A 12,602-nucleotide genomic window follows, 5' to 3' on the forward strand; every position below is an offset into this window, starting at 1 on the left:
GGGCTGCATAAGGGGAAATGAACCTCCTCTATAGGAGCCTTACTTGTTTTGAGTGTGTTCCATTCATGTGAAAAGGGCTGTACCTAATGATCTTGAGGCGAAGTCCGATTCCGTTGCTTCGGGAGAGCAAGTTTCAAGTTTTTCCTGCGGTGTTCAATCATTAAGCCAAAGGCTGAAGCCTAAATCGCTTTCTTTAGGAGTTGACCTATGTTAAAAGCACTACGTGAGAAACTGCAAAGTATGATGGTCTTTTTGATGGAGGCATTTGGGCGCATCTTCACCCCTCGCAATGATCACTATCCTTCTACAGGAGCACAGCCCTTCACGGGAACGCCCTCCCGTAAGAGTTAGTTACTGTCTTCCGCAAGCAGAATCCCTGTAGAGACTTTACAGGTAAAAATAACTAGTATTCCTTCCGCATCAGCTCCGCCATAGCGGCAATTAGGGGGCTGGTGCAGTTTTTTTAGTTTTTTTATGAGCTTGGGGCGATCGCCCAAACTGTTAAAACCTAGAGATAACGCTCAGCGCTAAGGATACCACCAAAAGGTTGCAACCACTGAATCTAACGACATATTTCAGAATCAGTTAAGGAATATTTCAGATATTGAATTTTCCGTTAACATTTGAGCATTCCCAAAGGCCTATGCTAACTTAAAAGTAGGCACAGAAAGAAAGGTTAACGATAAGAGTGAACTTAAGGCTTGTGCCTCCCAGTCCTTGAGTTCGGGATAAAGCAAAGTTACTCCAAGATAAATCTCACTCCTGTCTTGCGAGTAATATCAAAACCAATCCTTTGAGCTTCACCGTTGTATAGTTGTCTTCTCGCTTTATCCAGCCTTATCGTTTGTGTGGTTACTGCCGAAGTCCCCATCCTGTCGTCCATGGGAGTTAAGGCAAAGCTAGGTAACCTCCCAGTATCCAAGGTCGTCAACGTTGACAGCAATTCATTACCTAGTGTCCATGCTCCAAGCTTGATCGGTTGAGATCGCCTAGTGGGGGTTTGGATCGCCAGCTAAAACCACGTTTTGTCCACGTTAGTTGTTGAGTTACTTCGTCATTGCTAACTTCGTTAGGGGTCTTGCTGCCGTCAGCTTGACCCCCTCGTTTTATGTTTAGGCTATGGCGTGAGTTGCGGTTGTCGCATGGCGCGTGCCAGTTCTGCTGCTACTTCTGGACGCGAAAACTCTGGAGGTGGCAATTCGCCCCGGCGCAGCATTTCCCGTACCTTTGTCCCTGAGAGGTGAATGCGCTCTTCGGGTTTGCTGGGACTGGTTTTACTGGTGGCCATAGACTGGGTGCGGGTGCAGTAGAAGGCATGCTCAAATTTCAAGGGAATAATCCCCAAGGCCGCTGGATCAAATTCATCGAAGATATGTTGGGCGTCGTAGGTGCCGTAGTAGTCCCCCACACCAGCGTGATCGCGACCAACAATGAAATGGGTACAGCCGTAGTTCTTGCGGACGAGGGCATGGAAAATGGCTTCCCGTGGCCCTGCATAGCGCATCGCTGCCGGATTAATGGCCAGAATCACCCGATCTTTGGGGAAGTAGTGCTCGAGCATGATTTCATAGCAGCGCATCCGCACATCGGCGGGAATGTCATCCTCCTTGGTGGCACCTACGAGGGGATGCAAAAAGAGACCATCGACGATTTCAAGGGCACATTTTTGGATATATTCGTGGGCGCGGTGGATCGGATTGCGGGTCTGGAACCCCACAATGGTGCGCCAACCTTTTTCACGGAAGAGGGTACGGGAATCCACCGGATCAATACAATAGTTGGGAAATTGGGGATGGGGATGCCGCTCTAGGAGCCAAATCGGGCCTGCAAGGTTGACTTCTCCCTGTTCATAGACCACCTTGACACCGGGGTGTTTGTCATCTTCGGTGCGATAGACACAGCGCGCCTCACGGCGTTTGTCGTAGGTGTATTTTTCGGTGAGTTCAAGAATTCCCAAAAACTGACCGGCTGCGTTATCGAGGCGAATAGTTTGACCAATTTCTAGGGGAGCCGCCACCTCCGCACTGACGGAGAGGGTAATGGGAACTGACCAAGGCAACCCATTGGCAAGGTACATTTCTTCGACCACTCGCTCATAGTCGGCCTGTCCCATAAAGCCGGTCAGGGGACTAAAGCCACCAATGGCGATGAGTTCTAAATCGGAGACAGCGCGTTCATCGAGGGTAATGCGGGGCAATTGATCGGCACGGGCGAGCCACGCCTGTTTTTGTTCGGGGGAGAGAATCCGATTGACGAGGATACCGCCGTGGGGGGCGATCGCATCCTTTGTCTGTACTGTTGCTGATGGACTCAAGGTCGAACTCCTTTTTGGGGCTGGATGAACCTGTTGCAAAACTTCATAACTAAGATAGAAGTCATTATTGGACGAATAGGTGCATGAGACAACTGGTAGACCCCTATCGTTATGGCGTCGAGCGGGAGTGGTGCTGGCGGGGATGGCAGAGTCGCTATAGTTTTTGGCGACCCGCTCATGGGGGGTCTCCAGTGATCTTGCTCCACGGCTTTGGGGCCTCTCTACGGCACTGGCGATACAATTTGCGGCTCTTGGGAGAGCATCAGCCGACCTATGCCCTTGATTTGATGGGGTTGGGGGCAGCAGAAAAGCCCATTGCGGCCTATGGGGCTGAGTTTTGGGCGGCTCAGGTTCATGCCTTTTGGCAGAAGATTGTCGGGCAGCCAGCGGTGATTGTTGGCAACTCCATTGGGGCGTTGATTGCCCTGACCTGTGCTTATCGCTATCCGCAGATGGCGGCAGGGGTGGTGATGCTGAGTCTGCCCGATCCAGCGGTGCGCGAGGAGTTGATTCCGAGGGCGATCGCCCCCCTGGTGAGCGGAATTGAACAGATTTTTACGGCTCCTTGGCTGCTGCGCACCCTTTTTTACGCGATTCGCCGTCCCTTCATTGTCAAGCGTTGGGCACAATTGGCCTACGCCAACCCTGATTGTGTGGATGATGAATTATTGGAAATCCTGCTCACGCCTGCCTATGACGATGGTAGCGATCGCGCCTTTGTGCAAATAACCCGCGCCATGAGTCGTACAGACTTTGGCCCCAGTGCTAAAACGATGCTCAAAACGGTGTCCCAACCCCTATTGCTGATCTGGGGCAAACAGGATCGCTTCATCCCGCCTGCGCTAAGTCAACGGTTTCAACAGGCACAGCCAAGAATGCAAGTGGTGGAGCTAGATCAAACCGGTCACTGCCCCCACGATGAGCAGCCCGATCGCGTCAATGGCCTGATTTTGGATTGGTTGCGCAGCCACAGACTGGCAAGGGGTTGAGTCCTACGGTTGCAGGCTCTATGATCACGACAATCTTCAGAGTTGGCATGGCGGATGTTTAGGCTGATTACGGTTTTCTGGGCGTTTATTTTTATTGGTGTTTTGCTACTCTTGGGGCGAATCGTGCGGCAGCGTTGGGTACTGATGCGATCGCTCTATATGCCCAGTTCAGTGATTGCGGGCGTTTTGGGACTCATTCTTGGCCCTAGTGTGCTGGGGGCGATCGCCAGTCAAATTGCTGCCAACTCCGGTTTAGGGAACGGCCTTTTTGCCGAAGACATCCTCGAAGTTTGGCAGCAGTCCCCCAGCATTTTCATCAACATAGTTTTTGCCTGTCTATTTCTAGGGGAGATCATCCCTAGCCCTCGGGAAATTTGGCAGAAAGCTTCGCCGCAGGTCGCCTTTGGTCAGATTTTGGCTTGGGGGCAATACGTGGTGGGGCTGCTGCTGACGTTGCTCGTTCTCACTCCTGTCTTTGGCATGGATCCAATTGCTGGTGCCCTGATTGAGATCAGCTTTGAGGGGGGGCATGGCACTGCCGCCGGCATGGCCGATACCTTTAGGGAGTTAAACTTTACCGCTGGGGCTGATATGGCCTTGGGCTTGGCCACTGTGGGCTTAGTCTCTGGGGTGGTTTTTGGAGTAGCACTGATCAACTGGGCACGGCGCACAGGGCGCTTGCAGATCAAACCCTTGGTGGACTCTGAAACCGAGGAGAATCTCGACCCTCATCCCCACGATGACCTAGAAACACGGCAACGGCGGCGACAACTGCTGCGGGAGTTACTCATTGATCCTTTGTCATTAAATTTCTGTTTTGTGGGTTTGGCGATTATTGTGGGCTGGGTGATTCTTGAAGCGCTGCGACTCCTAGAGCGTCTCACTTGGGGACAAACGGGTTTGAAGCTCATGGCCTATGTGCCCCTATTTCCCTTGGCGCTGATCGGTGGCATTATTGTGCAGCTCACCCTGACCCGTTGGCGCAAACAGTACCTGATTAGCCGGCCACTGATTAACCGTATTGGCGGTGTCGCCTTGGATGTGACGATTATTACCGCCTTGGCCACCCTCTCTTTAGCCGCCATTGGTGAAAATCTCATTCCCTTTCTCCTCTTGAGTGTGGGGGGAATTGCTTGGAATCTCTTTGTCATGCTCTATTTAGCGCCGCGAATTTTGCCCATGTTCTGGTTTGAGCGGGGAATTGGCGACATGGGGCAATCGATGGGGGTGACATCTACTGGGCTATTGCTGATTCGTATGGTGGATCCCCACAACCAATCGGGCGCCTTGGAAAGTTTTGCCTACAAGCAAATTCTCTTTGAGCCAATTGTCGGCGGTGGCTTATTTACGGCGGCAGCACCGATTTTGATCCGTAATTTTGGCCTTGTGCCACTGCTGGGATTGACAGGTGCGCTATTGTTGCTGTGGTTGTGGTTTGGTTTTTGGAACTATGGCCAAATCCGGCGATCGCTAGCGCAAAATTGACCCCATTCAGGGAGAAACCTAGAATAGAAACGACTTGAGCCGCTGTGCCGTCTCAGGTAAAAGCCGTGTTGTGAGTTTGCCGATGACCTCTGTGCTCCTCAAATCCGTTGTTGAAAGTGATGAACGTGCCGATCTGCGCCAATTTTCACGCATCCTGCAACTAGGGGAAAAACGCTATCTCCTGCGCAATGATATTTTGGGCGCCTTTGCAGATTACTGTCGCGACCTCGATCGCCCTGTCCCCACACCCTTCGAATCCCGCCTCAGCAAGCTGGTGTTCTATACCCAAGAGATCATTGTTGACAACGAAAGTCTGTGTTGGATTATTCGGCCACGGATTGCGCAGCAGGAGGTATGTCGGCTGCTGGTGGAGGATTTGACGATCGTGCCGATGACGATTCCAGAGCTACTGGATCTGCGCGATCGCCTAGTGAATCGGTACCATCCCAACGAGGGGGATGTTTTTGAAATTGATGTCCAGCCCTTCTATGACTACTCGCCGATCATCCGTGATGCCAAGAATATCGGTAAGGGGGTGGAATTTCTCAACCGTTACTTATCTAGTAAACTTTTCCAAGATCCGCGCCAGTGGCAGCAGAACCTCTTTAACTTTTTGCAAATTCACCGCTACAACGGCTATCAACTCCTGATTAATGAGCGGATTCGCTCTCCTCAGCACCTCTCAGAACAGGTGAAGCAAGCTCTTGTGGCCTTGAGCGATCGCGCCTCCGACGAGGCCTACAGTGAGTTTCGCTTTGAACTCCAAAATCTGGGCTTTGAACCGGGTTGGGGCAATACGGCGGCACGGGTACGCGACACCCTAGAAATTTTAGATCAACTCTTGGATTCGCCCGATCACCAAGTGCTAGAGGCCTTTGTCTCGCGGATTCCGATGCTCTTTCGCATTGCCCTCATTTCTCCCCACGGCTGGTTTGGCCAGGAGGGGGTGCTGGGGCGACCCGACACCGGCGGGCAGGTGGTCTATATCCTCGATCAAGTGAAAAGCCTTGAAAAACAAATGCGGGAGGATTTAGAACTGGCAGGGCTGGGGGTACTGGAGGCACGGCCTAAAATTATTGTCCTGACTCGCCTGATTCCCAATGCCGAAGGAACGCTGTGCAACCAACGCCTAGAGAAAATCTACGGCACCAACAACGCTTGGATCCTGCGGGTGCCGTTTCGGGAATTTAATCCCAAGGTGACCCAAAACTGGATTTCTCGCTTTGAAATCTGGCCCTATTTGGAAACCTTTGCCATTGACGCGGAGCGGGAGTTGCGGGCGGAATTTGGCCATGTGCCCGATTTAATTATTGGTAACTATTCCGATGGCAACTTGGTGGCTTTTTTGCTGGCGCGGCGAATGAAGGTGACCCAATGCAACATTGCCCATGCCCTCGAGAAATCTAAATACCTCTTTAGTAACCTCTACTGGCAGGACTTAGAGGATAAATATCACTTCTCGATGCAATTTACGGCGGATCTGATTGCCATGAATGCTGCCAACTTTATCATCAGCAGCACCTACCAAGAGATTGTGGGCACACCCGACAGTATTGGCCAGTACGAGTCCTATCAATCCTTTACGATGCCTGACCTGTACCATGTGGTGAATGGCATTGAACTCTTTAGCCCGAAATTTAATGTGGTGCCCCCGGGAGTGAATGAACAGGTTTACTTTCCCTACTACCACTACACGGAGCGGCTAGAGGGCGATCGCCAGCGGTTGGAGGAACTGCTCTTTACCCTTGAGGATCCGCAGCAGATCTATGGTTACTTAGAGTATCCCGAAAAACGCCCTCTCTTTTCGATGGCACGGTTGGATCGGATTAAAAACCTCACAGGATTGGCAGAGGCCTTTGGCCGCAGCAAAGCACTGCAAGAGCGCTGTAATTTAATTTTGGTGGCAGGGAAATTGCGTACCGAAGACTCCAGCGATCGCGAGGAAATCGCCGAAATTGAGAAGCTCTATCAAATCATCCACGAGTACAATCTCCATGGCAAAATTCGCTGGCTAGGGATTCGTTTACCGAAAGCAGATTCGGGGGAAATTTACCGCATCATTGCCGATCGCCAAGGGATTTTTGTCCAGCCGGCGTTGTTTGAAGCTTTTGGCCTGACGATTTTGGAAGCCATGATCAGTGGTCTGCCCACCTTTGGTACCCGCTTTGGTGGCCCTCTGGAAATTATCCAAGATGGGGTGAATGGTTTTTATATCAACCCAACCCACCTAGAAGAAATGGCGGAGACTATCCTCCGCTTTATAGAGGCTTGCGATCGCGATCCGCAGCAGTGGCAACGAATTTCCAAAGCGGGTATCCAGCGGGTCTACAGCACCTACACTTGGAAAATTCACTGCACACGCCTGCTCTCCCTCGCCAAGATTTACGGCTTCTGGAACTTCTCTTCCCAAGAAAACCGCGAAGACATGATGCGCTATATGGAGGCACTCTTCTATCTGCTCTATAAACCCCGCGCCCAAGCCCTATTGGCAGAACACATGCAGCGGTGATATGGGTTTAGCGACTAGGCGGGAAGCCCCGCGATCGTCGAGAGTATGTTACACGTAATGGTAATCGATCGCCCAGCGAGCCAATTCAGTACGATTGTGGCAGCCTGTTTTCCCCAGCATATTGCTGACGTGGCTTTCCACCGTGCGCTGACTCACGTGTAGCTCAGCAGCAATTTCACGATTCGACATGCCCCGAGCGACGTATTGGAGAATTCGCGTTTCTGTGGGGGTGAGTTCGACACCGGGGGGTGGGGTGGGCACAGGCGGCGATTGCAGTCCTTGGGCTTCCCGTAGGCGAGCGGTTTGTTTGAGGAGGGCTTGGATTTGGGCTAAGAGTTCATCCGGTTCAAAGGGCTTGACCAAGTAAACATCCCCCCCCGTTTGCAGCCCCTTAATGCGATCGTGGGTTTGCCCCTTGGCCGAGAGAAAGAGCACCGGTAACCAACTGAGGTGTGTTTGTTGTCGCACTGCACTGACAAAGCTATAGCCATCCATCTGGGGCATCATCACATCACAAATAATTAAGTCGGGCGTCTGCTGCTGCAGAATTGCCAGACCTTCGTTGCCATGGGCTGCCGTCAGTACACGATACCCCTGCATCTCAAGGTAATCCTTGACCAAGAGGACAAGATTAGGGTCGTCATCCACCAGTAAAATCGTGGCATTTTGCGCAGGGGACGCCTCAAGGTTCATACATTCAGAGCAGTTAACGGTGCTGACGCCAAGTCTTACTAAGAATGAGTGTGCTCCTTTAGGATAGCTTATTCCTCTGGGGAGGAAGCGTTGGCAAATTCTGGGGCAGCCTCTTTTGGTGCGATGACAATCTGAGAACGTCCTGCTGCCTTAGCGGCATAGAGGGCGTCATCCGCTATCTTCACTAGTTGCAGTAAACTCTGTCCATGGGTGGGAAACTGACTGATGCCGGCACTAAAACTCACCTTGAAGCTGTCATGGTTGGGGGCGTGGAAGGTGTGATTCCGCAATCGCTGTAAACAGATGGCAAGGCGGTGTTTGGCCACATCAAGGGAAATATCATAGAGGGCAATTAAAAATTCTTCGCCACCCCAGCGAGCAACCACATCTTCCATCCGTAGGGACTGTCGCAGCATGCGGGCAGTGGTTACCAATACCTGATCCCCAACGTCATGGCCATAGGTGTCATTAATACGTTTGAAATGGTCTAAATCTAAAACAGCAATGCAAAGGGTTTGTTGTTGGCGGTTGGCAAGGGTCAAAAAGCGTTCAATCTCTTCTGTGGCTTTACGACGATTGCTCAATCCCGTGAGGGGATCTACCTCTGCCAAGCGTTTCAGGAGGCGAGTACGCTCTAGGCGATTGATGATCCGCGTCATTAGCTCAGGGCCGACAATTGGCTTGCTAACAAAATCATCGGCGCCAGCGGCAAAGAGTTGGGTGACGAGGGCTGGATCGGTGGTTGCGGTGAGAAAGAGAATTGGCAGCTGGTTCCAGTGGGGATCATTGCGCACCACTTGGCAGAGTTCTAGGCCGTTAATACCGGGCATCTGGACATCGAGAATGACCAATTCGGGGTTGGTGGCCTCTAGGACATCCCAAAATTGATCGGGATCCTGAAGGGAGGTGACACTCATTCCCCAGGGTTCCAAGAGCCGTTTCAAGATGGCTAGGGTAACGGCGTCATCATCCACGGTCAGGATACTAGCGGAGGTCATTTCTTGAGGTTGCAGTAACTGTTCGAGAGTCTGCAAGAGTCGCTCAAGATCAACAGGCTTACTCAAGGTGATCCGCGAGCCAAGGCGAATGGCGGCGAGGCGATCGCGCCAGGTGTCACGGGCAGTAAATACTAGGGCGGGGATGGAGGGACGATGTTGCCGCAACTGCTGCAAGAACTCGCGGGTGGTTACCTCATCAGGCATCACTTCAGGATTGAGAATGACAGCATTGGGCCAGCATTCCTCAAGTAAGGTGTTGACCAGCGGCCAGCTATCCATAGCGACGTAGCGGAACCCACCATCAACGGAGTGCTCCTCAAGGGAGCGAATTAACTCGGCGTCGTTGTCAATGTGCAGGACAAGGGGCAGGCCTGAGTCGTTATGATTGTCAGGTTTGGAGGTGGCGATCGCGCTGAGGAGTTGCTGGACAATTTCAAGAAGGGCAGCGGGCGAGCAGGGGTAGTGGTAATAAATCACTTGGGTTTCTGGCTGGGTTGGCCAATCCTTGCGCGTCAGGATCAAAATCGGTTCCTGAAACCCGCGATCGCGCACCTGCTGGCAAAAGGCCTCAACTGCCGTGCCTAAATGGGACTCATCCACAATCAATAGGTGATAGCGACTACTGGCCAATAGTCCCCAGAGGTCTTCAGAGCGAGCAACGACATCCACCCGATGATCCGCAGTGGTCAAAATGGAGACCAACGTTGCTGCCGTTGCCACGTCGTCGTGATAAAGCAAAATGGCCATACTTGCCCGCCAACAGCCTATTGCTATTACCCTACTGCCTTGGCTTGATCTTGCTCAAGTTCTCGGAGATACAGATTGCCGCTGGAGGGTAGTTACATATCTTTACATTTTATCCTTGCCAGATGCTAATAATTCTCAACAGTGATGCTATAGTAGGCCTAGGCTTTATTGAGATTTATCCTCAATAAGTTCAGCGTCGATATTATGCGTTTATCGAAGGAGGAATGTATGGCGATCGCCAGTGAATCCCCAACCTCTGTGACTACACCACCACCAACAGGTGCAGGTTTACAAACCTATGGCCAAGCCAATGTCAAGTACGACTGGTGGGCAGGCAATGCCCGATTTGTGAACCTCTCAGGCCTATTCATTGCCGCCCATGTGGCGCAAGCAGCGCTAACTGTATTTTGGGCGGGTGCCTTTACGCTCTACGAAATTTCCCAATACAAACCCGATCTACCCATGGGGGAACAGGGCTTGATTTTGCTGCCCCATCTGGCGACCTTAGGGTTTGGCATTGGCGAGGGCGGTAAAGTTGTGGATTTGTACCCCTACTTTGTCATTGGCACAGTGCATCTCATTTCCTCAGCCGTGCTGGGTGCCGGTGCACTCTTTCATACCTTTCGTGCCCCTCAGGATCTGAGTACTGCCAGTGGCCGGGCGCGCCGTTTCCACTTCCGCTGGGATGATCCAAAGCAACTGGGAATCATTTTGGGACACCATTTGCTCTTCTTGGGGTTCGGTGCCCTGCTACTGGTGCTCAAAGCAACAATCTGGGGCGGGTTGTACGATGCCAATTTGCAAACGGTACGCCTTGTCACCCAGCCCACCTTGGATCCCTTTGTCATCTATGGCTATCAAACCCACTTCGCCAGTATTAACAATTTGGAAGACCTTGTGGGCGGGCATATCTACGTCGCCCTTTTGCTCATTGGAGGGGGCATTTGGCATATTTTGGTACCACCGCTGACTTGGGCGCGAAAAGTGCTGATGTTTAATGCTGAAGCTATCCTTTCCTACTCCCTTGGCGGCATTGCCCTCGCCGGATTTGTAGCGGCCTATTTTTGTGCGGTGAATACCCTCGCCTATCCCGTAGAGTTTTATGGGCCACCCCTAGAAGTGAAACTGGGAGTTGCTCCCTATTTTGCCGACACGATTGACTTGCCCCTTGGGCAGCATACCCCACGGGCTTGGTTGGCCAATGCCCACTTCTTCCTTGCCTTTTTCTTCCTACAGGGTCACCTTTGGCATGCCCTGCGCGCCATGGGATTTAATTTCAGGCAATTAGAAACTTTTCTCAATCCAGCTCTTGAAAATTAATTGCAATAGTTTTCCTCTTGAGCCATAGGGGCTGCCCTCGGTCAGAGCGATCGAGGGTTTTTTATGAATTTAAGGCAGGCTTTCATTTTTTGGGGAACGTTTGGTACCCCTAAGCTGTCGCGCGATCGCTGGCGCAAAGAAAATCAAAAAAGCAACTTGCGCCGTGAAGACCCAGCCATAATACCGCAGGACAGGATGTAAATCCCACTGCGCCATAAACCCTAGACTGGCCACTGTCCATAGGAGAATGAGGGTTGGTAGCAGCAGTTGGCGTTTTAGGCGAGCCATGATTAAGATTCTGCTGGGGTGTCGTTTTGCATGGCCTGCATGCGCGCTTTTGCTTTAGCTGCGCTCTTTTTCAGTGCTTGCAGACGCATTTCGTAGCGTTTGCGTTGACGGCGATTGGGGGCTTGCTCAATCAAGAGCTTGAGGGCACTGCCAAGGCTTTTGTAGGCGTTGGGGAGTTCATAGCCAAAACGAGTCGCAAGGGCGATCGCCCGCTCATCAGCAGCAATGGCTTCCTTGAGAACCTTTTCACCATTATTGCGCTGGTAGAGCCGCCAGCCCGAAAAGCCACACAGCCCAAGGGCAAGCAGCAGCAACAGGCCATCCTGCACCCAGAGTTCTCCCACAGCACCCCCTAAACCAATCGCCAGTGCTGCCATCTCCCAGCCATCGCGGGGAATCGTGTCATTTTGAATGCGGGCGACCTCATGCCAAAAGAGGAGATTGCGCTGATCCTTGGCCAATTGATCCCAACGGGCTAAATCAATTTGAATCTCCACCTCATCCTTGCCAATTTCTTCACAGGTAATGAGGGGAGGATTCACCCCACTAGCTGGTTCAATCATCACCCAGCTTTGCAGCTCTGGTGGCAAGAGAGACTTGAGACGACGCAATTCTGCTAAGTCAGAACGGGCAACTGAGGATGCAGCCGAGGTCATAGCACAACACAATCCTAGGGTATGTATTACCTATCTTAACAGTTGAAGGCTGACCAATCGGGATGACAGGATTTGAACCTGCGACCCCTTCGTCCCGAACGAAGTGCGCTACCAAGCTGCGCTACATCCCGATAACTTATCTAAGATAGCATCTGCTGGCTTTTTCCTCAATGGAAATGTGGGGGTTACAGGGCAAGGAAATTTAGGCCAATTTTAGTCCAACATCCAAACTAGGGCACTGAAAACTCCCACTAAGAGACAGTTTTAGGAATCTGCTTTATTGCGGCACCCACAATCGGTCAAACCGAACCCGTCCAGTAGAGCGGTTTTCCAAGGGTTCGATACCAACGCTTGTCTCTGGGGATGGCAACTGTAAACCTTAAGGAGAAGAACATCCCCCCTCTCAAGTACGGTCAGACTTCGAGATCGCCTTAAGTCGCGTGTTTGCCCTGATTCGTCTTGTTCATCTGCTCACAGCAGAACATTGACCGCCGAGACAGCTCTACCGCACCAGAAAAACGATCCTAGTCGCTCTTCTTTACCTGATTGGCAACGCTCGGCTTTTTCCCGACATGGACGATCCGCAGGTGTGGTACACCGATT

Annotated in this window: 10 protein-coding genes and 1 tRNA gene; 5 read left to right on the forward strand and 6 right to left on the reverse strand. The window is 51.8% G+C overall.

The features are described 5' to 3' along the window. Positions 1 to 207: 207 nt before the first annotated feature. On the forward strand, positions 208 to 351 hold the full coding sequence (locus RHP47_RS11465) for a hypothetical protein (RefSeq protein WP_181495457.1): 144 nt from the start codon (positions 208 to 210) through the stop codon (positions 349 to 351). A gap of 766 nt (positions 352 to 1,117) precedes the next feature. On the opposite strand, the gene sat is transcribed toward RHP47_RS11465, so the two are convergent. Next, positions 1,118 to 2,314 (reverse strand): sulfate adenylyltransferase, encoded by a 1,197-nt coding sequence (gene sat, locus RHP47_RS11470; RefSeq protein WP_149821001.1) that lies wholly within the window; start codon positions 2,312 to 2,314, stop codon positions 1,118 to 1,120. A gap of 83 nt (positions 2,315 to 2,397) precedes the next feature. On the opposite strand from sat, the gene RHP47_RS11475 reads away from it, so the two are divergent. The 3 genes from RHP47_RS11475 (at position 2,398) to RHP47_RS11485 (ending at position 7,297) form a co-directional block, all read left to right on the forward strand. Then, the gene (locus tag RHP47_RS11475; RefSeq protein WP_310840541.1) at positions 2,398 to 3,303 is read left to right on the forward strand and encodes an alpha/beta fold hydrolase; all 906 of its coding nucleotides are present in this window, start codon (positions 2,398 to 2,400) and stop codon (positions 3,301 to 3,303) included. A gap of 54 nt (positions 3,304 to 3,357) precedes the next feature. After that, on the forward strand, positions 3,358 to 4,788 hold the full coding sequence (locus RHP47_RS11480) for a sodium/glutamate symporter (RefSeq protein WP_310840542.1): 1,431 nt from the start codon (positions 3,358 to 3,360) through the stop codon (positions 4,786 to 4,788). Between the two features lie 82 nt (positions 4,789 to 4,870). Continuing rightward, positions 4,871 to 7,297, forward strand: coding sequence for a sucrose synthase (locus RHP47_RS11485; protein WP_310840544.1), 2,427 nt, complete (start codon positions 4,871 to 4,873; stop codon positions 7,295 to 7,297). 48 nt (positions 7,298 to 7,345) lie between these two features. Here RHP47_RS11485 and RHP47_RS11490 read toward each other — a convergent pair whose 3' ends face one another. Beyond that, on the reverse strand, positions 7,346 to 7,990 hold the full coding sequence (locus tag RHP47_RS11490) for a response regulator transcription factor (protein ID WP_149821010.1): 645 nt from the start codon (positions 7,988 to 7,990) through the stop codon (positions 7,346 to 7,348). A gap of 68 nt (positions 7,991 to 8,058) precedes the next feature. After that, positions 8,059 to 9,735 (reverse strand): diguanylate cyclase, encoded by a 1,677-nt coding sequence (locus RHP47_RS11495; protein WP_310840546.1) that lies wholly within the window; start codon positions 9,733 to 9,735, stop codon positions 8,059 to 8,061. A gap of 228 nt (positions 9,736 to 9,963) precedes the next feature. Here RHP47_RS11495 and RHP47_RS11500 point away from each other — a divergent pair, with 228 nt between their 5' ends. Then, complete coding sequence (locus tag RHP47_RS11500; protein ID WP_149821828.1) at positions 9,964 to 11,055, forward strand: chlorophyll a/b binding light-harvesting protein; 1,092 nt, start codon at positions 9,964 to 9,966, stop codon at positions 11,053 to 11,055. A 69-nt stretch (positions 11,056 to 11,124) separates the two neighbouring features. Here RHP47_RS11500 and RHP47_RS11505 read toward each other — a convergent pair whose 3' ends face one another. The 3 genes from RHP47_RS11505 to RHP47_RS11515 form a co-directional block, all read right to left on the reverse strand. Continuing rightward, entirely contained in the window at positions 11,125 to 11,343 is a 219-nt protein-coding gene (locus RHP47_RS11505) for a hypothetical protein (protein WP_149821014.1), read from the reverse strand. A 2-nt stretch (positions 11,344 to 11,345) separates the two neighbouring features. Then, a complete protein-coding gene (locus RHP47_RS11510; RefSeq protein WP_149821016.1) occupies positions 11,346 to 11,999 on the reverse strand; it encodes a DUF3318 domain-containing protein in 654 nt (217 codons plus the stop codon). 57 nt (positions 12,000 to 12,056) lie between these two features. Continuing rightward, a tRNA-Pro gene (locus tag RHP47_RS11515) sits at positions 12,057 to 12,130 on the reverse strand. Between the last annotated feature and the right edge of the window lie 472 nt (positions 12,131 to 12,602).

Origin of the sequence: Thermosynechococcus sp. QKsg1, assembly GCF_031586415.1 — a bacterium.
In the GTDB taxonomy this organism is placed as follows: Bacteria; Cyanobacteriota; Cyanobacteriia; order Thermosynechococcales; family Thermosynechococcaceae; genus Thermosynechococcus.